At 72.2% G+C, this 18,169-nt stretch carries 18 protein-coding genes; 9 read left to right on the forward strand and 9 right to left on the reverse strand.

Going from position 1 to position 18,169, the window contains the following annotated elements:
* Position 1 precedes the first annotated feature (1 nt).
* Entirely contained in the window at positions 2 to 1,039 is a 1,038-nt protein-coding gene (locus ACFYZ3_RS07675; protein WP_388514600.1) for an aldo/keto reductase, read from the reverse strand.
* 144 nt (positions 1,040 to 1,183) lie between these two features.
* Between ACFYZ3_RS07675 and ACFYZ3_RS07680 the strand changes: the two genes are divergently transcribed.
* Both ACFYZ3_RS07680 and ACFYZ3_RS07685 read left to right on the forward strand, forming a co-directional pair.
* A complete protein-coding gene (locus tag ACFYZ3_RS07680; protein ID WP_388514601.1) occupies positions 1,184 to 1,780 on the forward strand; it encodes a TetR/AcrR family transcriptional regulator in 597 nt (198 codons plus the stop codon).
* A 118-nt stretch (positions 1,781 to 1,898) separates the two neighbouring features.
* Positions 1,899 to 3,707, forward strand: a complete 1,809-nt coding sequence (locus ACFYZ3_RS07685) for a restriction endonuclease (protein ID WP_388514603.1) — start codon at positions 1,899 to 1,901, stop codon at positions 3,705 to 3,707.
* A 22-nt stretch (positions 3,708 to 3,729) separates the two neighbouring features.
* Here ACFYZ3_RS07685 and ACFYZ3_RS07690 read toward each other — a convergent pair whose 3' ends face one another.
* Entirely contained in the window at positions 3,730 to 4,323 is a 594-nt protein-coding gene (locus tag ACFYZ3_RS07690) for a DUF4291 domain-containing protein (RefSeq protein WP_388514605.1), read from the reverse strand.
* Positions 4,324 to 4,520: 197 nt separating this feature from the next.
* Between ACFYZ3_RS07690 and msrA the strand changes: the two genes are divergently transcribed.
* Entirely contained in the window at positions 4,521 to 5,033 is a 513-nt protein-coding gene (msrA, locus tag ACFYZ3_RS07695; protein WP_385964269.1) for a peptide-methionine (S)-S-oxide reductase MsrA, read from the forward strand.
* Positions 5,034 to 5,103: 70 nt separating this feature from the next.
* Here msrA and ACFYZ3_RS07700 read toward each other — a convergent pair whose 3' ends face one another.
* Positions 5,104 to 6,222 (reverse strand): hypothetical protein, encoded by a 1,119-nt coding sequence (locus ACFYZ3_RS07700; RefSeq protein ID WP_388514606.1) that lies wholly within the window; start codon positions 6,220 to 6,222, stop codon positions 5,104 to 5,106.
* 96 nt (positions 6,223 to 6,318) lie between these two features.
* Between ACFYZ3_RS07700 and ACFYZ3_RS07705 the strand changes: the two genes are divergently transcribed.
* Positions 6,319 to 7,473, forward strand: coding sequence for a cystathionine gamma-synthase (locus ACFYZ3_RS07705; RefSeq protein WP_388514608.1), 1,155 nt, complete (start codon positions 6,319 to 6,321; stop codon positions 7,471 to 7,473).
* Positions 7,474 to 7,494: 21 nt separating this feature from the next.
* Here the strand turns inward: ACFYZ3_RS07705 and ACFYZ3_RS07710 are convergent, their stop codons facing one another.
* The 3 genes from ACFYZ3_RS07710 to ACFYZ3_RS07720 form a co-directional block, all read right to left on the reverse strand.
* The gene (locus ACFYZ3_RS07710; protein WP_388514609.1) at positions 7,495 to 7,752 is read right to left on the reverse strand and encodes a hypothetical protein; all 258 of its coding nucleotides are present in this window, start codon (positions 7,750 to 7,752) and stop codon (positions 7,495 to 7,497) included.
* Between the two features lie 46 nt (positions 7,753 to 7,798).
* Entirely contained in the window at positions 7,799 to 8,305 is a 507-nt protein-coding gene (locus ACFYZ3_RS07715; RefSeq protein WP_388514611.1) for a sigma factor-like helix-turn-helix DNA-binding protein, read from the reverse strand.
* 145 nt (positions 8,306 to 8,450) lie between these two features.
* Positions 8,451 to 8,957, reverse strand: a complete 507-nt coding sequence (locus tag ACFYZ3_RS07720) for a MarR family winged helix-turn-helix transcriptional regulator (RefSeq protein ID WP_037666375.1) — start codon at positions 8,955 to 8,957, stop codon at positions 8,451 to 8,453.
* A 163-nt stretch (positions 8,958 to 9,120) separates the two neighbouring features.
* On the opposite strand from ACFYZ3_RS07720, the gene ilvA reads away from it, so the two are divergent.
* From ilvA to ACFYZ3_RS07735, 3 genes are all read left to right on the forward strand, one after another.
* Positions 9,121 to 10,350, forward strand: a complete 1,230-nt coding sequence (gene ilvA / locus ACFYZ3_RS07725) for a threonine ammonia-lyase (RefSeq protein ID WP_388514612.1) — start codon at positions 9,121 to 9,123, stop codon at positions 10,348 to 10,350.
* A gap of 161 nt (positions 10,351 to 10,511) precedes the next feature.
* Positions 10,512 to 11,519: an ATP-binding cassette domain-containing protein gene (locus ACFYZ3_RS07730; RefSeq protein WP_388514613.1), complete on the forward strand. Its 1,008-nt coding sequence runs from the start codon at positions 10,512 to 10,514 to the stop codon at positions 11,517 to 11,519.
* Complete coding sequence (locus ACFYZ3_RS07735) at positions 11,516 to 12,373, forward strand: ABC transporter permease (RefSeq protein ID WP_388514614.1); 858 nt, start codon at positions 11,516 to 11,518, stop codon at positions 12,371 to 12,373. The genes ACFYZ3_RS07730 and ACFYZ3_RS07735 overlap by 4 nt, the downstream gene beginning before the upstream one ends.
* 56 nt (positions 12,374 to 12,429) lie before the next feature.
* Here ACFYZ3_RS07735 and greA read toward each other — a convergent pair whose 3' ends face one another.
* The gene (gene greA, locus ACFYZ3_RS07740; protein ID WP_115743918.1) at positions 12,430 to 12,927 is read right to left on the reverse strand and encodes a transcription elongation factor GreA; all 498 of its coding nucleotides are present in this window, start codon (positions 12,925 to 12,927) and stop codon (positions 12,430 to 12,432) included.
* Positions 12,928 to 13,107: 180 nt separating this feature from the next.
* A complete protein-coding gene (locus tag ACFYZ3_RS07745) occupies positions 13,108 to 13,506 on the reverse strand; it encodes a DUF4307 domain-containing protein (protein ID WP_388514616.1) in 399 nt (132 codons plus the stop codon).
* 147 nt (positions 13,507 to 13,653) lie between these two features.
* On the opposite strand from ACFYZ3_RS07745, the gene mca reads away from it, so the two are divergent.
* Entirely contained in the window at positions 13,654 to 14,514 is an 861-nt protein-coding gene (gene mca, locus ACFYZ3_RS07750; RefSeq protein WP_388514867.1) for a mycothiol conjugate amidase Mca, read from the forward strand.
* Positions 14,507 to 14,743, forward strand: a complete 237-nt coding sequence (locus ACFYZ3_RS07755; protein ID WP_361003487.1) for a hypothetical protein — start codon at positions 14,507 to 14,509, stop codon at positions 14,741 to 14,743. Before mca ends, ACFYZ3_RS07755 begins: the two co-directional genes overlap by 8 nt.
* Positions 14,744 to 14,777: 34 nt before the next feature.
* Here ACFYZ3_RS07755 and ACFYZ3_RS07760 read toward each other — a convergent pair whose 3' ends face one another.
* Positions 14,778 to 18,041 (reverse strand): tetratricopeptide repeat protein, encoded by a 3,264-nt coding sequence (locus tag ACFYZ3_RS07760; RefSeq protein ID WP_388514618.1) that lies wholly within the window; start codon positions 18,039 to 18,041, stop codon positions 14,778 to 14,780.
* Positions 18,042 to 18,169: the final 128 nt, after the last annotated feature.

Genomic DNA, 18,169 nt, shown 5'->3' on the forward strand with positions numbered 1-18,169 from the left:
CTCAGCGGGTCGCCGGGTGGCGCCGGCGCCGCAACGCCGGGTCGAGCAGCGCGGGCGTGGCGTCGAACTTCTCGTGCGCGGCGAGGTCGGTCCCCGGTGCGACGACGGCGTCGATCGCGTCGAGGACGTCGTCGGAGAGCACGGTGTCGGCGGCGGCGAGCTGGGAGCGCAGGTGGTCCAGGGTGCGGGGCCCGACCAGCGCGGCGGTGACGGCCGGGTGCGCGGTGACGAAGCCGAGCGCGAGCTGGATCAGGGTGAGCCCGGCCTCGTCGGCCACCGCGGCGAGCTTCTCGACGGCGTCGAGCCGGGCCCGGTTGGCGGGCAGCGCGGTGTCGAAGCGCTCGGGCAGGATCTCGGACCGGTGCGTGGCGACATCCCGCCCCGCGCGCACCGCGCCCGACAGCCAGCCCGAGGCCAGCGGGCTCCACACCAGTACGCCGAGCCCGTACCGCTCGGTCACGGGCAGCACGTGGCTCTCGATCCCGCGCTGGAGGAGGGAGTAGCTGGGCTGCTCGGTGACGTACCTGCTCAGCCGGTGCTCACGGGCGGCCCACTGGGCCTCGACGATGCGGTGGGCGGGGAAGGTCGAGGAACCGAAGTACCGGATCTTCCCGGCCCGCTGCAGGTCGGTGAGGGCCGACAGCGTCTCCTCGTCGCTCGTGTCCGGGTCCCACCGGTGGATCTGGTAGAGGTCGACGTGGTCGACGCCGAGGCGGCGCAGGCTGTCGTCCAGCGCGGTGACCAGCCAGCGGCGCGAGGAGCCCCGGTGGTTGGGCTCGTCGCTCATCGGCATGTTCGCCTTCGTGGCCAGCACGATGTCGTCGCGGCGTCCGGCGATCGCCTTGCCGACCATCTCCTCGGACTCGCCGCCGCTGTACATGTCGGCGGTGTCGATGAGGTTGATCCCCGCCTCCAGGGCGGCGTCGACGATGGCGGTGGCCTCGTCCTGGGTGGTGCGCCCGATGCTGCCGAAGTTCATGGCGCCGAGCGCGAGCGAGCTGACCTGCACACCGGTGCGGCCCAAGGTGCGGTACTGCATGACGGTTCCTCCGTTGGGGGCATGACTTGGTGGCGGGCTCGGTGCTCTGGCATCATGAGGAAACCAAGCGGAACGCCGTCCCGTTTACTCGTCCAACAATACGGAACGGTGTCCCGTTTATCAATCGGTGAAGGGAACGGCACGGTGAAGGACGGCGAAGCGGCGACGGGACAGGCGGCCGCCCGGCCCAAGCGCGCGGACGCCCGGCGCAACGAGAGGACCCTGCTCGACGCGGCCGCCGCGGTGTTCGTCAGATCGGGCGTGGAGGCCCCCGTACGCGACATCGCGGCCGAGGCCGGCGTCGGAACGGCCACGATCTACCGTCACTTCCCGACCCGGGCGGACCTCATCATCGGCGTCTACCGGCACCAGGTGGAGGCCTGTGCCGAGGCCGGCCCCGCCCTGCTGGCGAGCAGCCCGACCCCGTACGCCGCGCTCGGGGGCTGGATCGACCTGTTCGTCGACTTCCTGGTCACCAAGCACGGCCTCGCCGCGGTCCTCCAGTCCGACAGCGCCGGTTTCGAAACCCTCCACGCGTACTTCCTCGACCGCCTCGTCCCCGTCTGCACCGACCTCCTCGCCGCCGCGACCGACTCCGGCGAGATCGACACCGACGTACCGGCCCTGGCCCTCATGCGCGGCGTCGGCAACCTCTGCATCGGCGCGGAGACCCCCGACCCGCGCTACGACGCCCGGCAACTGGTACGCACCCTGATCGCGGGGCTGCGCGCGGCGGACTGACCCCGGCCCGGCCGCGAAGGGCGGCGAGTGGATGTGCGCGGCAGCGATTGCTGGATAAAGTCGACCCGCTACACCTGGTTGTGGGGACAACCGGTGCTGGGGGGAGGGCTGACAACCCATGAGTCGTCGCACCACGGGGCCCTTCGGGGTCTGGGCCGAGATGCAGCGGCAGCGACAGCGCCAGCAGGAGGCCGAGGCACGGCAGCACAGACAGGAGGCCCGGCAGGCGCGGGCCTACGAGCGGCGAGCCGCTCAGAGCTATCGCGAGTACAAGCAGGCCGACGCCATCCGCCGCACCGAGGAGCTGGACGCACGGGTCGCCGCGCTCCAGGACCTGCTGGCCTCGGGGTGCCGGACAGCGGTCTTCCGGCCCTCCGCGCTCATGCGCGCCGAAGAGCTGCCGTCCCTGGCCGCGGTGACCGAAGGCGTCGGGCGCCGCGAGCCCGACGCCGTGGTCGAGTACTTCTCCGCGGCCCTCTACACCTCGACGGCCTGGCCCGAGGGGTTCCCGCGCCGGGTCGCGATGACCTACGACCCCGCGGCCCGGCAGCTGGTGGTGGACTGGGAGCTGCCCGCGGGCGACGTCGTCCCGCAGTCCAAGTACGTGCGGTACCTGTACGCGGCCGACCAGTACCGGGAGACCCCCCGCCCGGTGGGACAGCGCAGGGCCCTCTACAAGGACGTCATCGCGCAGTGCGTGCTGCTCGTGCTGCACGAACTGTTCGCCGCCGACGAGTCCGGCGCCCTGGAGTCGGTGGCCCTCAACGGCTTCGTCGACGGACACGACCCCACGACGGGCAGACCGGACCGCATCTTCCTGGCCACCGTCATGGCCGAGCGCTCCTCCTTCCGTGAACTGCATCTGGCCCAGGTGGACGCGGGAAGCTGCCTGGCCGACGCGCTGCGCGGCCAGGTGTCGGCCCGCCCGGACCAGCTCGTCGCGGTCAGGCCGGGGCGCCGGCCCGAGGAGGTCGGCCACCGGGTCGCCACCCGCGGCGACGGCGAGGAACCCGATCTGTACGAGATGGATCCGATCGCCTTCGAGGGCCTCGTGGCCGAGCTGTTCGAGGCCATGGGGATGCGGGCGGTCACCACGCAGCGCTCCAACGACGGCGGGGTGGACGTCCACGCGCTGGACCCGACCCCGATCAGGGGCGGACAGATCGTCGTCCAGGTGAAGCGGTACCGCAGCACGGTGCCGCCCACCGCCGTCCGCGACCTGTACGGGACCGTGCAGGACGCCGGGGCGAACAAGGGCGTCCTCGTCACCACGTCGGGGTTCGGCCCCGGCTCGCACACCTTCGCCAACGGCAAGCCGCTGGAGCTGATCTCGGGGACCGAACTCGTCGACCTGCTGCATCGCCACGGCCTGCGCGGCCGGCTGGGGGAGGGCGGCCGCCCGGGCTCCGCCCCGCCGCCCGCCCCGGACCCGTCGGTGCCCGACGACTACAACATCCTCGGCATGTCCTGGTCCGGGAGCGTCGCCCTGGACGCGTGCGCCCTGGTGTGCCGGGGCAACCGGATCCTGAGCGACGACCACTTCGTCTTCTACAACAACCCCCGGACCCCGGACGGCTCCGTACGGACGCTGTCCGCCACCGCACCCGACAAGGCCGCGCTCTGTGCCTCGTTCGACACCCTGCCGGACGACGCCGACCGCCTCGTGCTGGTGGCCGCCGTCGACCCGGAGGCGAATCCGGACGCCGACCTGTCCGGTTTCACGGACGCGCGCATCCGCCTGCTCGACCCGGCGCTGACGGAACTCGGGCAACTCCAGGTCTCCGACGGCCGCCCGCACGAGACCGCCCTGGTCCTCGGCTCCTTCCGGCGCAGGTCCAACGGCGACTGGGACTTCGTCGTGGGCGGGAAGGGCTACTCGGGCGGCCTGGAGGAGCTGCTGCGCGACTTCGGCGTCGAGGTGGACTGACGCGTCCACGGCGAGAGCGCCGTCACGGCCGCAGGTGGCTCAGCAGTTCTTCCGCGGCGGGATACGTCTGCTCCCGGGGCAGCAGGGCTCGCGCCGCGTCGAGGTCGTCGTTCCGTACGAGGGCGTGCATCTCGTGGGCGAGCGGGGTCACGTCGCGGATGGCGACCGTCCACTCGTCGGCGTAGCGGCGCGCGGCCTCGCCGGACAGGCCGAGTTGCAGGGAACGGTGCGGCAGGGGTCGCAGGCGCAGGTCGCGCTCGGGGTCCCACTGGACGCGGGTGGCCGAGCGCTTCAGCTCGCGTTGCCAGGCGGCCCGGTCGGTGTGCATGCCAGGCACATAGCTCGACAGGCACGCGTTGCGCAGGGCCCACTCGAAGCCCGCACGGTTGATCTCGACGGCCAGGACGGTCTCCTGGCCCGCCTTGGTGGCCCATCCGCAGCGGTACATCATCCACAGGAACGACGGCTTGATCCATGTCATCCTGTCGCGCTTCCACGCCGCGGGAAAACGGCCCTCGCGGGCGGCGGGAAGGCCGATCTCCGGGGCGTACGCCTGGTAGACGGTGACGGTGGACGCCGTGTGGGCCGCCCGAATCTCGCGCTGCGGTTCTTGCATGCCGTACAGCTTCGGTTGGCGGCCTCGGCCCGGACCACCGGTTTTCGGCGGGGACGGCTGCGAACCGCCGGGGGGATCGAGCGGGCGAGGAATCGTCGGGGGGCCTCGTGTGTTGCACGCAGGGTGGGCATGGAAGGCCGGTCGCGTACGGGCCGAGCAGCCCGAGTGACCGAGCCGAGAGACATTGGAGGGCCGCGATGGCTGCGCAGACACAGAGGGCCGTGCTGGCGGGCGGATGCTTCTGGGGCATGGAGGAGCTGATCCGTCGGCTCCCGGGCGTGACCGCGACCCGGGTCGGCTACACCGGGGGTGACGTGCCGAACGCGACGTACCGCAACCACGGCACGCACGCGGAGGCCATCGAGATCCTCTTCGACCCCGAGGCGACCGACTACCGCGCGATCCTGGAGTTCTTCTTCCAGATCCACGACCCGAGCACCAAGAACCGCCAGGGCAACGACATCGGTCTCAGCTACCGCTCGGCGATCTACTACGTCGACGACGAGCAGAAGCGGATCGCCGAGGACACGATCGCGGACGTGGACGCCTCCGGACTGTGGCCCGGCAAGGTCGTCACCGAGGTGGAGCCGGTCGGCCCCTTCTGGGAGGCCGAGCCGGAGCACCAGGACTACCTCCAGCGTTACCCGGACGGGTACACCTGCCACTTCCCGCGCCCGGGGTGGCGCCTGCCCGCCCGCAGCGAGGGCTAGCGAGGGCTGAGAAGCTCACCGAGAAGCGGTCCGGCCGGTTGTGGCCGGACCGTTCGTCGTGGGGCGGTGCTCAGTGCGGCAGCGTGGCCGGGCTGCCGCCGTTCGCCTCGTACCCCGCCACCGCGAGCGCGCGGTACACCGCGAACTCCGCGGCCGGGTCGGTGGACAGCGTCCAGGGCAGGGCGCCCACGTGGCCGTCTATGACCGTCAACTGGTTCATGGCCTCGGCCCAGCGCTCGCCGCGGACCAGGAAGAACACCAGAAGGTGGCGGACGTGCGCCTGCATGGGATCGTCCGGGCGGGCCGAGTGGACCGCGTGCAGGGCGCCGTGGACGGCCTTGGTGACGACCTCGCTCTGGTAGAAGCCGCTGACCAGATTGACCTCGGGCAGGTGCTCGAAGACCGCGAACAGCGGCATCGCCGCCAGCAGAGAACCCCGCGGCGCACGGGCGGCCGCCGCCTCCGCGAAGGAGTACGCCAGCTCGCGCGAGCCGTGCCACTTCTCGCACCAGTACTGCAGGGCGGCCAGGTGCGCACCCATGTGGTTGGGGGCGCGGTCCAGGATCTTCAGCCAGAGCTGCTCGAACTCCTCGCGCGGATAGCCGAGGCCACGGGCCACCGACAGCTCGACGATGTACGGGACAGGGTCCCCGGGCGCGAGGAGGGCCGCCTCGCCGCAGGCCGCCTTCGCCTCCTCCATGATGATCCGGAAGTCGTCCGAGCCCGGCGCCGACGTCCGCCACGCCTGCTGCACCAGGAACTCGGCGTGCACCGCCGCGCCGCCCGCGTCCTTGGGCGCCTCGGCCCGCCACACCCGCAGCCACTGCCCGCCCGGCGTCTCCCCGACACCGCCGGGCCGCTGCCGCAGCTCCAGCGACGCGGCACCCGCGAAGGCCTGCACGCGCTGCCAGCGCCGCTCGCCCTCCGCCTCCGTGCCGGCGAGGAGCTGCATCGCCCCCCGGTAGTCCTGGGTGCGCTGCACCAGGTCCAGGACGTCCAGCAGGTCCTGGTCGGGCCCCGGCATCCGGATGTCCAGCTCCTCCTCGCGCGCGAAGCCGTAGTTCGCGGGGTCGGCGGCGTCCGGGTGGCCGGGCTCGACCAGGCCGACCGCGCCGCGCCGGCGCCGCGAGATTTGGAGCAGCACGAAGCCGAGCATGACCAGTGCCATCAGGACCCAGAGAATCTCCATGCCTCAAGCGAACCAGACGCCGCCGACAATTGGCCAACCCGTCCCCCGCCCTGTGGAAAACGCGCGAGGCGTTCCACACGGCTACCCTCGGTGCCCATGAGCGACAGGCACATCAGTCAGCACTTCGAGACGCTCGCGATCCACGCGGGCAACACCGCCGATCCCCTGACGGGCGCGGTCGTCCCGCCGATCTATCAGGTGTCGACCTACAAGCAGGACGGCGTCGGCGGGTTGCGGGGCGGCTACGAGTACAGCCGCAGCGCCAACCCGACCCGCACGGCGCTGGAGGAGAACCTCGCCGCCCTGGAGGGCGGCCGTCGCGGCCTCGCGTTCGCGTCCGGACTGGCGGCCGAGGACTGCCTGTTGCGTACGCTGCTGCGTCCCGGCGACCACGTGGTGATCCCGAACGACGCGTACGGCGGCACCTTCCGCCTCTTCGCCAAGGTCGCCACCCGGTGGGGCGTGGAGTGGTCGGTGGCCGACACGAGCGACGCCGCCGCCGTGCGGGCCGCCCTCACCCCGAAGACCAAGGCGGTGTGGGTGGAGACGCCCTCCAACCCGCTGCTCGGCATCACCGACATCGCGCAGGTCGCCCAGGTGGCCCGGGACGCCGGTGCCCGGCTCGTCGTCGACAACACCTTCGCCACCCCGTACCTCCAGCAGCCGCTGGCCCTCGGCGCCGACGTCGTCGTGCACTCGCTGACCAAGTACATGGGCGGGCACTCGGACGTGGTCGGCGGCGCGCTGATCGTCGGCGACCAGGAGCTGGGCGAGGAGCTGGCGTTCCACCAGAACGCGATGGGCGCGGTCGCCGGCCCCTTCGACTCCTGGCTGGTACTGCGCGGCACCAAGACCCTCGCCGTGCGCATGGACCGGCACAGCGAGAACGCGGCCAAGGTCGCCGACATGCTCTCCCGGCACGCGCGCGTGACGAGCGTGCTGTACCCGGGGCTGCCCGAGCACCCGGGGCACGAGGTCGCCGCCAAGCAGATGAAGGCGTTCGGCGGCATGGTGTCGTTCCGCGTCGAGGGCGGCGAGCAGGCCGCCGTCGAGGTGTGCAACCGCGCGAAGGTCTTCACGCTCGGCGAGTCCCTCGGCGGCGTCGAGTCGCTGATCGAGCACCCGGGCCGGATGACGCACGCCTCCGCGGCGGGCTCCGCCCTGGAGGTGCCCGCCGACCTGGTGCGGCTGTCGGTCGGCATCGAGAACGCCGACGACCTGCTGGCCGACCTCCAGCAGGCGCTGGGCTAGCGCGGCCCCGGGGGAGAGGGTTCACCAGCCCTCCCAGCCGGTCACGGGTGGGGTCGTCTCCGAGGGCGGCTCCACCCACGGCTGCACGGTCAGCGCCCACACCGTGAACGCCACGGCCGCGGCGCCCAGCAGCAGCCACATCAGGCGGCGGGCGGCGGTCCTGCGCCGCAGCATGCGGGCGCCTCGGCGGACGGCCTCCGCGCAGAGGTCGGGCGGCACGCGCGGGGGCGACTGCTCCATGATCTGGCGTGCGGCGGCCTCGCGCCGGGGGCGGTTCACCGGCACCTCCCCGGGCGCCACGCGCGCGTGCCGGTCGCCGGGTCCGTCATGGCGTCGCCGCCTTCGCGTCCGCCGTCACCGGGCGGGCGGGTGACGGCGGCGGGCGCAGCAGAGCGGCGGTCGCCCGGTCGCAGATCGTCCGTACCCGCTCCACGGGCAGGCCCAGCAGCGCGGCCGTCTGCTCCTCGGCGACGCCCTCGTACAGCCGCAGCACCAGGAGCAGGCGTTCCTGCGGGGCGAGTCCGCCCAGGGGACCCGCGGGGCGCCGGCGGGCCCGGCCGAGAACGCCGTACCGGTGCCAGGCCTCACGGGCGAAGCGGGTGGCCAGGTGCTGCCGGGCCCGGTCGTACGGGTCCTCCCCGTGCAGCCGGTCCCAGTCCGCGTACGTGTGGGCCAGGACCAGGGCCAGCAGGCGTCGCGCGCGCGGGTTGGCGTCCGGGGCCTCGGCGGTGAGCAGCGTGGCGGCGTGCAGAAGCCGCCCGGCCGCGCCCGCGACGAACGCCTCGAACTCGCGGGCCCGGCGGGCATTTCGGGACGCATGCCGTTCTCGCACCGCGCCTCCCGCCCAGACGGCGACGACCCCTGAGGTCTCATATCAGGCCAGGGGCGGGCCGCCGGTCAAGGGTTCGGTGCGAACCCCGTTCCGGAAAGCTCTGGAAACTCTGGGAAAGCTCTCCGAATGCGGCGGGAAGGGTCTTTCAGGAGCCCGAGGGCGCGTCGGTGGGCGACACGCCGGACGGGGCCATACGGGCGGACAGGGCGCCGTTGAAGCGCGCGAGGAGCGCGCAGAACGTCTCGCGCTCCTGCGGCGCCCAGTCGTGGGTCAGCTCGGCCATGAGCTGACGCCGGGAGGAGCGGACCTCCTCCAGCCGCGCCACGCCGCGCGGCGACAGCTGCAGGACCACCGCGCGTCCGTCCTCGGGGTGCGAGGTCCGCTTGACGAGTCCGGTGTCGACGAGCGGGGCCACCTGCCGGGTGACCGTCGAGGAGTCGATCCCCATGCTCGCGGCGAGCGCCTTCACGCCCATCGGGCCCTCTTTGTCGAGGCGGTTGAGCAGCAGGTAGGCGGCGCGGTCCATGGAGTTGCGCACCTGTCCGACCCCGCCGAGCCGGGTCTGTTCGGCACGTCGGGCGAAGAGCGCGACCTCGTGCTGGAGCGTCTCGAGAAGACCGGTGTCACCGGCGGTCGTCATGTCCATCGACATTTCAGGTGTTGTGGGCATGGCCGGGGGCTCACTTCGTGGAGGGCTGCTAATTGGGGGACAGGGTACGCGGCCGGGCGGCAAGGCGTACCGGCGCTGGGCAAAGCGGGTCTCGGAGGTTGGTCACAACGGCGCACGGCGCCCGTGAACTGCGATGCTGGAGGCTATGAGCTACAGCACAGCGTCCCGCGTCGCTCCCGTCACCCTCGACGACGTGCGCGGAGCCCAGAAGATGCTCTCGGGCGTGGCGCGGGTGACGGCCATGGAGGGCAGCAGGCACCTGTCCCAGCTGGTCGGCTCGCCGGTGCACTTCAAGTGCGAGAACCTCCAGCGGACGGGCTCGTTCAAGCTGCGCGGCGCCTACGTGCGAATCGCCGGGCTGCTCCCCGAGCAGCGGGCCGCGGGCGTGGTCGCGGCGAGCGCGGGCAACCACGCGCAGGGCGTCGCGCTGGCCTCGTCGCTGCTCGGTGTGCGTTCGACGGTGTTCATGCCGCAGGGGGCGCCGCTGCCGAAGATCAGCGCGACCCGGGACTACGGCGCCGAGGTGCGGCTGCACGGCCAGGTGGTGGACGAGACGCTGGCCGCCGCGCAGGAGTACGCGGAGCGGACCGGCGCGGTCTTCATCCACCCCTTCGACCACCCCGACGTCATCGCGGGCCAGGGCACCGTCGGGCTGGAGATCCTGGAGCAGTGCCCCGAGGTGCGGACCGTCGTGGTCGGCATCGGCGGGGGCGGGCTGGCGGCCGGGATCGCGGTCGCGGTGAAGGCGCTGCGGCCGGACGTGCGGATCGTCGGCGTGCAGGCTCAGGGCGCGGCCGCCTATCCGCCCTCGCTGGCCGCCGGGCGCCCGGTCGCCGTCGAGAACCCGGCGACGATGGCCGACGGGATCAAGGTGGGGCGGCCCGGCGACGTGCCGTTCGGGATCGTCGGCGAGCTGGTGGACGAGGTCCGCACGGTCTCCGAGGACGAGCTGTCCACCGCTCTGCTGCTGTGTCTGGAGCGGGCCAAACTGGTCGTGGAACCGGCCGGGGCGAGCCCGGTGGCGGCGCTGCTGAGCGCGCCGGGCTCCTTCGAGGGGCCGGTGGTGGCGGTCCTGTCCGGCGGCAACGTGGACCCGGTGCTGATGCAGGGCGTGCTGCGGCACGGCATGGCCGCGCAGGGCCGCTACCTGGCGGTCCGGCTGCGGCTGACCGACCGGCCCGGCGCCCTGGCCACGCTGCTCGGGGTGTTGTCAGTGGTCGACGCTAACGTCCTCGACGTGAGCCACGTCCGAACCCATCCGCGGCTCGGGCTCACGGAGGCGGAGGTCGAACTGCACCTGGAGACGAAGGGCCCGGAGCACTGCACCGAGGTCGGCCGCGCACTGCGGGAAGCGGGATACACCGTCATCGCCTGAGCCCGGACGGGGGCACCGGCGGCCACTTCGTCACTCGTTCGAGCAACTGCATTGTGAGACGCGATACATCGCGTTATGGTGTGTCGTAAATCGCTCGCTGAGCGCGGCGAAACGTACAAACCTAGGCTTTCCGAAGAATCCCCGACGACGTGGAGACTCATATGCCAGGCGCCATCTATGCCGAAGGCCTGGTGAAAACCTTCGGCGACGTAAGGGCTCTGGACGGCGTCGACCTCGACGTTCCCGAGGGCACGGTCCTGGGCCTGCTCGGGCCGAACGGCGCGGGCAAGACCACCGCCGTCCGCTGCCTCACGACCCTGCTGCGCCCCGACAGCGGCAAGGCGGTCGTCGCGGGCATCGACGTCCTCAGGCAGCCCAACGAGGTACGCCGCTCCATCGGCCTCTCCGGCCAGTTCGCCGCGGTCGACGAGTACCTGACCGGCCGGGAGAACCTGCAAATGGTCGGCCAGCTCTACCAGATGAAGGGCAAGGCCGCGAAGGCACGGGCCACCGAGCTGCTCGACCAGTTCCACCTCTCGGACGCCGCCGACCGCCCCACCAAGACGTACTCGGGAGGCATGCGACGCCGGCTCGACCTGGCGGCCGCCCTGGTCGTCTCCCCGCCCGTCATGTTCATGGACGAGCCCACGACCGGCCTCGACCCCCGCAACCGGCAGGAGCTGTGGGAGGTCATCAAGCAGCTGGTCGCGGGCGGTACGACCCTCCTGCTCACCACGCAGTATCTGGAAGAGGCCGACCACCTCGCCCACGACATCGCGGTCGTCGACCACGGCCGTGTCATCGCCCGGGGCACCTCCGACCAGCTCAAGGCCCGCACCGGGGGAGAGCGCGTCGAGGTCGTGGTCCACGAGCGCGGCCACATGGCGACGGCCTCCGAGGTGCTCGCCGGATTCGGCAAGGGCCCGACCACCGTCGAGGAGCACACCCGCAAGCTGACCGTCCCCGTCACCGGCGGTGCGAAGCTGCTCGCCGAGGTCATCCGCGAGCTCGACGTCCGTGGCATCGAGATCGACGACATCGGCCTGCGCCGTCCCACTCTCGACGACGTCTTCCTCTCCCTCACCGGCCACGTGGCCGAGGCGGAGGACGAGACGAACGGCTCGGCGGAGGACGCCGGCCACGAGCAGGAGAAGGAGACCGCCAAGTGAGCGCCGCCACCGACGCCGCGCCGGTCACGGCGCCCGCCAGCCCCATCGGCCAGTCCGTCAGGGACTCGCTGGTCATCGCCCGCAGAAACCTGATCCGGATGACACGGATCCCGGAGATGGTCCTGTTCGGGATCATCCAGCCGGTGATGTTCGTGGTCCTCTTCACCTACGTCTTCGGCGGCTCGATGAAGATCGGGAACACCACCGACGCGGGTGTCTACAAGGACTTCCTGATGGCGGGCATCTTCGCGCAGACCGTCACCTTCGCCACCGCGGGATCGGCGGCCGGGATCGCCGACGACATGCAGAAGGGGCTCGTCGACCGCTTCCGCTCCCTGCCGATGGCCCGCGGCGCGGTCCTCACCGGCCGCACCGTCGCCGACCTCGTGCAGACGGCCGTCACCCTGCTCATCCTCGCGATAGTCGCGCTGATCGTGGGCTGGCGCACCGGCTCCGCCGACCCGACCAGTGCCGGCGAGATCCTGGCCGGATTCGCACTGCTGCTGCTCCTGGGCTACGCCTTCACCTGGATCGGGGCGCTGATCGGTCTGTCCGTGCGCACCCCGGAGGCGGCGACCTCCGGAGGGATCATCTGGCTGTTCCCGGTGACGTTCATCTCGAACGCCTTCGTCGACTCCAGCCAGATGACGCCCTGGCTCCGGCACATCGCCGAGTGGAACCCGTTCAGTGCCACCGTGCAGGCCTGCCGCGAGCTGTTCGGCAACCCCGGCGTCGTGCAGTCCGACGCCTGGCCCATGCAGCATCCCGTCTGGGCCTCGGTGATCTGGTCCGTCCTGATCATCGCGCTCTTCCGGACACTGGCGGTGCGCAAGTACCGCTCGGCGGCCAGCTGACGACGAGCCCCCGGCGTCACGGGGACGACGGGGGCTCGTTGACGGAGGGCGGCCGGTCAGCCGTTGTACGGCTCGGCCTTGAGGATCTTCACCGAAGCCGGCTTGCCGTTGGGCAGCTCGTACTGCGCGTCATCGCCGACCTTGTGGCCGAGGACGCCGGAGCCGAGCGGAGACTGCGGAGAGTACGTCTCGATGTCCGAGCTCGCGTACTCGCGCGAGGCGAGAAGGAAGGTCAGCGTGTCGTCCTCGTCGCCGTCGAAGGCGATCGTGACGACCATGCCGGGCGCCACGACGCCGTCGGCGGCCGGGGCCTCGCCCACCTTGGCACTCTCGAGCAACTGGGTCAGCTGGCGCACGCGGAGCTCCTGCTTGCCCTGCTCCTCCTTCGCCGCGTGGTACCCGCCGTTCTCGCGCAGGTCCCCCTCCTCGCGAGCCGCGGCGATCTTGGCAGAGATCTCGGTGCGCGCAGGACCAGTAAGGTATTCAAGCTCCTCCTTGAGCTTGTTGTACGCCTCCTGGGTCAGCCAGGTGACGTTCTCGCTGGTCTGGGTCACGGGTGCTCCTCGTTGGTACTGGGAATACAAATCAACGCCCTACCCAGAAGGATGTTCCTTCACGGAAGGGCGAAACCACGAGCCTAACAATTCAGTGGCCAAAGGGGGAGGACATAAGCCACCAGATTCCTGTCACCGCAGGTCAGGCGGCAGGTATTGGCGCCAGTAGGGCTCGCCGCATCACTCCGGATGGCAGCCGAGCAGCTCGGCCGTCGTCCCGGCGGTCTTGGTCCGCAGCGTGACGACCTTGTCGATGCGGGTGTCGTCCCCGTCGAAGCGGAAGTCGGCCCGGCCCACCTCGTCGCCGTCCTCCGCCTGGGAGCGCACCGTGCAGTAGCCGGTGACGCCGGCGTCCTTGCGGACCTCCAGGTGCACCTGCACCGAGTCCTCGGCGAGTTCGAAGCCGATCACCTCGCCGCTGATCTTGTTCTGACCGACGTAGTGGTAGCCGAACCAGCCGATCAGTGCGAGCAGGAGCGCGCCGAGCACGGCACCGACGATCTTGAGCGTGCGGTCGGCCTGCTCGTCCGTGGAGCGGCCGTAGCGGCCCTGAGGAGTCCGCGTGCTCGCCGTACTCATGATCGTCCTCTCCGCGGGTGCGGGGCTTCCCGGGCCCCGGAATTATTCGGCTCCCGATTCGGTCACTATAGAAGCCTGTGATTGCGCCGCTGCACGCCGGGGCGCCGACTGACCGAGGATTGAGTCTTGACTGACCAGCTGCGACTGATGGCCGTTCACGCCCACCCCGACGACGAGTCGAGCAAGGGCGCGGCCACCATGGCGAAGTACGTGTCCGAGGGGGTGGACGTGCTGGTGGTGACCTGCACGGGCGGGGAGCGCGGCTCCATCCTCAACCCGAAGCTCCAGGGGGACGCGTACATCGAGGAGAACATCCACGAGGTGCGCAAGAAGGAGATGGACGAGGCCCGGGAGATCCTGGGCGTGGGGCAGGAGTGGCTCGGCTTCGTCGACTCCGGGCTGCCCGAGGGCGACCCGCTGCCGCCGCTGCCGGAGGGCTGCTTCGCCCTGGAGGACGTCGACAAGGCGGCCGGCGAGCTGGTGCGGAAGATCCGCTCCTTCCGGCCCCAGGTGATCACCACCTACGACGAGAACGGCGGTTACCCGCACCCCGACCACATCATGACCCACAAGATCACGATGGTGGCGTTCGAGGGCGCGGCGGACACCGAGAAGTACCCGGAGGCCGAGTACGGAACGGCGTACCAGCCGCTGAAGGTCTACTACAACCAAGGTTTCAACCGGCCCCGCACCGAGGCGCTGCACCACGCGCTGCTGGACCGCGGCCTGGAGTCGCCCTACGAGGACTGGCTCAAGCGCTGGTCGGAGTTCGAGCGCAAGGAGCGCACCCTCACCACGCACGTGCCCTGCGCGGACTTCTTCGAGATCCGCGACAAGGCGCTGATCGCGCACGCCACGCAGATCGACCCCGACGGGGGCTGGTTCCGGGTGCCGATGGAGATCCAGAAGGAGGTCTGGCCCACCGAGGAGTACGAGCTGGCCAAGTCCCTCGTGGAAACCTCCCTCCCCGAGGACGACCTCTTCGCGGGCATCCGGGACAATGCCTGACATGAGTGCAAGCGCAAGCCTGGCAATGACGCACCTCGTCACCCTCGCCGAGCTCGACGAGGACAAGGTCACCCCCGGTGTCCTCGGGTTCATCGTGTTCGCGGTGATGGCCCTGGCGGTGTGGGGACTGATGAAGTCCATGAACCGGCACATGGGCAGGGTGGACTTCAAGGAGCCGGCGGAGCAGGACGCCCCCGGCGGCCCCGAGGCGAAGCCCCAGCGGGGCTGACCCCGGACAGGCCCCAGGGCGGGCGGACCCGGCCTCAGGCCGTGACCGCCACGCCCATCACCTCCCTCGCCTGGCGGCCCGGGACCATGCCCAGGCGCCAGGCCTGCCAGCCCGCCTCCAGCTGGACACCGCGCTCCAGCAGGAGCTGGTAGGCGTCCACGTAGTCGTCCAGCTTGGGGTCGCGGGCGGGATGGCGGGCGCGGGACAGCTGGGCCAGCTCCTCCTGCGCCACCGCCGTGCCGATCTCCACCCCGCCCGGGGCGGCGTAGGGCAGCAGCGTGCAGCGCAGGAAGCGGGCCCAGTCCTCGCCGCGCCGGTCGCCGTACCCGGCGAACAGGGCGGCGGCCTCGTCGCACAGGGCAAGCGCCTGCGGCGTACGGGCGTTGCCCGCGTCCACGACCGCCAGCTCCAGGCACGTCCACGCCTCGCCGTGCCCGACGCCGATGCGCTGGAAGTCGGCGCGCGCGTCGACCAGGAGCTGGCGGGCGAAGCCCGAGTTGCGCAGGGAGCCGGTCTGGGCGGCCCGCTGGTCCCGGGTGACCCGGGCCGAGTGGTGCCGGGCGCAGGCCAGGCCGTACACGTCCCGCATCCGGGAGAACATCGTGCGGGAGCGTTCCAGTGCGCGCACCGACTGGTCCAGGGCGCCCGTCTCCTCCAGCGCCTGGCCCAGGTAGTAGATGCTCCACGCCTTGCCGCGCGCGTCTGCGTTCTCCCGGTGCCGGGTCTCCGCCCGTCGCAGCCCCTCCACCGCCGCGGACACGTCCCCGTCCACCAGCCGGGCCCGGGCCAGCTGGGTCAGCGCCCAGGCCTCGCCGCGGGCGTCCTGGGTGCGGCCGTACAGGTCCAGGGCGGCCCGCAGGTCCGACTCCGCGCCCGGCACGTCGCCCATCCGCAGATGCAGCTGGCCGAGCTGGAAGTGGGCCCACGCCTGGCCGTGCACCGACTCGCCCGCCCGGTGCAGCACCAGCGACTCGGTGAGCAGCTCCAGCGCCTCGGCCAGCCGGGCCCGGTCGCGCTGCACCGCCGCCAGCGCGTGCAGCGTCCACGCCCGGTCCGTGGCCAGCTCCGGCGGGGCCTGGAGGTCCAGCGCCTCCTGGAGCTTGGCCGCCGCGTCGGTCAGGTTGCCCTGGTGGTGCAGCGTGATCCCCAGCGAGCACAGGGCGCGCGCCGCACCGGCGTCGTGGTGGGCGTCCCGGTACAGGTCGACCACGGAGGCCAGCGTCGTACGCGCCTTGTCCAGCTCACCGAGCTGCCGGGCCGCGATACCGGTGCGCCACTGCACCGAGCGCACCAGCAGCCCCTGGTCCACGGACTGCGCCAGCTCGCTGATCTCACCCAGCCGGTACAGGTCGCCGCGCAGCAGGCAGTAGTCGCACAGCGCGCCCAGCAGGCTCAGCACCGTGCCCTGGTCGACGCCCTCCGCGTGCCGCAGTGCCGCCGTGATGAAGCTCGACTCGTCGTCCAGCCAGCGCAGCGCCTCGTCCAGGGACGTGAAGCCGTACTGGCCGAACTGGTTGGAGCGGGTCGACATGTTGCCGTCGACCAGGCGCAGCACGGAGTCGGCCAGCTCGGCGTAGTTGGCGATGAGCCGTTCCTGCGCGGCCGTCCGCTCGCCTGGCTCCTCCTCGTCGGCGAGCCGGGCACGGGCGAAGGCGCGCACCACGTCGTGCAGGCGGTAGCGGCTGCCGCGGACGTGGTCGATCAGTCCCGCCCGCGACAGCGCCGCCAGCTGCCGGGTCGCCTCCGCCTCGTCCGTGGCCAGCAGCGCGGCCGCGGCCGCGGCACCCAGCGAGGTGCGCCCCGCCAGCGCCAGCCGGCGCAGCAGCCGCCGGGCCGGCTCCGACTGGTCGGTGTAGCGCAGCCACAGCGCCCGCTCGACCGGCTCGACCGGGCCGTAGGCGGCCAGGTCCGTCGCCAGCGCGCGCGGCGAGCGCGGGCCCAGCGACGACCCGGCGATCCGCAGCGCCAGCGGCAGCCCGCCGCACAGCTGCCGGATCTCCTCGCTCGACTCGGCGTCGTACGGCCCCGACGCGTCCTCGGCGGCCGCGCCCAGCAACTCCTCCGCGCCCGCCGGGTCCAGCACCTCCACGGGCAGGTCGTACACCCGGGCCGGCAGGTCGGGCGGGAGCCGCAGCGCCTGGCGCGCGGTGACCAGCACCAGGCTGTCCGACCGCTCCGGCACCAGCGTGCGCACCTGCTCGGGGTCCGAGGCGTCGTCGAGGACGACGGTGACCGGGACGCCCGTCAGATGCTGGTGGTACAGCTCGCTGAGTCGTTTGACCTGCTGGTCCGCGGACGAGCGCTCCCGGAACAGCAGCTGCTCGCGCGGCGCCCCGAGCCGGTTCAGCAGGTGCAGCAGGGCGTCCCGGGTGCTCAGCGGCGACTCCCCGCCCTCCACGGAGCCGGCCGATCCCGGCCCGCCGGATCCGGCGGGCCCCGGTCCGGAGCCGACCGCCGCGGACCCGGCCCCGCGCAGATCGACCAGGCAGGCCCCGCGGAAGTAGTCCCGCAGCTCGTGGACGGCCCGGACCGCGAGCGTCGTACGGCCGCTGCCGGGCGCCCCGTGCAGCACCACCACCGTCGGCTTGGTCTCCGTGCTCGCGCGGGCCGCCTGCACCCACTGCCGCAGCCGCGCCATCTCCGCCCGCCGGCCCGCGAACGCGCCCTCAGGTTCGGGCAGTTGCCCGAACGACTGCTCCAGCGCGCTGCGTCCCCGGGCGGCCGCGCTCTTGTCGGCGCCCCGCAGCTTCGGCCCGGTCTTGGCCGGTCCGGTGGACGCGGCGAGCATCCGCTGCTGGTCCAGGAACGGCCGGATGCCGCGCACCTCCAGCGCGGTGAGCCACTGCAGCCGCAGCTGCTCGGGCCCGCCGGGCTGGCTGACCGCCCCGGCCCGGTGGTGGGCGGCCGGCACATGGGCCCCGACCACCTTCACCACGGTCGCCGCCGCGCCGACGACCCCGACCGTCACACCCGCGCCGACCGCGGTGCCGGTGCCGGTGCCGAGCGCCATGTCGGCCACCACCGCGGCGACCGCGGCCACGGCGGCCACCAGCAGGGGAGTGCCGGCGCCCTCACGGGCGTAGCGCTGGCGGAAGGTGAGATGCCCGGCCGCCGCCTCGTCGAGGGCGTGGGTGTAGGCCGAGTACTCCTCGCCGGCCGTCCCCGCCATCGCGTCCAGTGCCGCGCGGGCCCTGGACAGCAGTACGTTCCCGTCCGTGCGCCCGCCCGAGCGCCGTACCTCCTCCTCCACGGCTCGCCTGAGCAGCCCTTCGGCCTCCGCCCGATGACTGTCCCGCATGTCGCGCCCCCTCCGGCGGCATCGGTGTCCTGCCGGGTCGCCCCGGGCGCCCCGGTGGCCCCGGTGGCCCCAAGCGTCCAGGGGCCCTTCCGGCCCATCCCCGGGTCCTTCCCCGGTTGTGCGCGGGT

The organism is Streptomyces sp. NPDC001599 (assembly GCF_042893535.1).
Taxonomy (GTDB): Bacteria; Actinomycetota; Actinomycetes; order Streptomycetales; family Streptomycetaceae; genus Streptomyces.

What these genes read in the sequence shown, in the direction of transcription:
- msrA (WP_385964269.1), top strand. Translation starts at nt 4,521, where the DNA reads ATGGCTGCGCAGACACAGAGGGCCGTGCTGGCGGGCGGATGCTTCTGG.
- ACFYZ3_RS07745 (WP_388514616.1), bottom strand. Translation starts at nt 13,506, where the DNA reads ATGAGTACGGCGAGCACGCGGACTCCTCAGGGCCGCTACGGCCGCTCC.
- ACFYZ3_RS07760 (WP_388514618.1), bottom strand. Translation starts at nt 18,041, where the DNA reads ATGCGGGACAGTCATCGGGCGGAGGCCGAAGGGCTGCTCAGGCGAGCC.
- ACFYZ3_RS07675 (WP_388514600.1), bottom strand. Translation starts at nt 1,039, where the DNA reads ATGCAGTACCGCACCTTGGGCCGCACCGGTGTGCAGGTCAGCTCGCTC.
- ilvA (WP_388514612.1), top strand. Translation starts at nt 9,121, where the DNA reads ATGAGCTACAGCACAGCGTCCCGCGTCGCTCCCGTCACCCTCGACGAC.
- ACFYZ3_RS07755 (WP_361003487.1), top strand. Translation starts at nt 14,507, where the DNA reads ATGCCTGACATGAGTGCAAGCGCAAGCCTGGCAATGACGCACCTCGTC.
- ACFYZ3_RS07720 (WP_037666375.1), bottom strand. Translation starts at nt 8,957, where the DNA reads ATGTCGATGGACATGACGACCGCCGGTGACACCGGTCTTCTCGAGACG.
- ACFYZ3_RS07685 (WP_388514603.1), top strand. Translation starts at nt 1,899, where the DNA reads ATGAGTCGTCGCACCACGGGGCCCTTCGGGGTCTGGGCCGAGATGCAG.
- ACFYZ3_RS07705 (WP_388514608.1), top strand. Translation starts at nt 6,319, where the DNA reads ATGAGCGACAGGCACATCAGTCAGCACTTCGAGACGCTCGCGATCCAC.
- ACFYZ3_RS07690 (WP_388514605.1), bottom strand. Translation starts at nt 4,323, where the DNA reads ATGCAAGAACCGCAGCGCGAGATTCGGGCGGCCCACACGGCGTCCACC.
- ACFYZ3_RS07730 (WP_388514613.1), top strand. Translation starts at nt 10,512, where the DNA reads ATGCCAGGCGCCATCTATGCCGAAGGCCTGGTGAAAACCTTCGGCGAC.
- ACFYZ3_RS07700 (WP_388514606.1), bottom strand. Translation starts at nt 6,222, where the DNA reads ATGGAGATTCTCTGGGTCCTGATGGCACTGGTCATGCTCGGCTTCGTG.
- mca (WP_388514867.1), top strand. Translation starts at nt 13,654, where the DNA reads ATGGCCGTTCACGCCCACCCCGACGACGAGTCGAGCAAGGGCGCGGCC.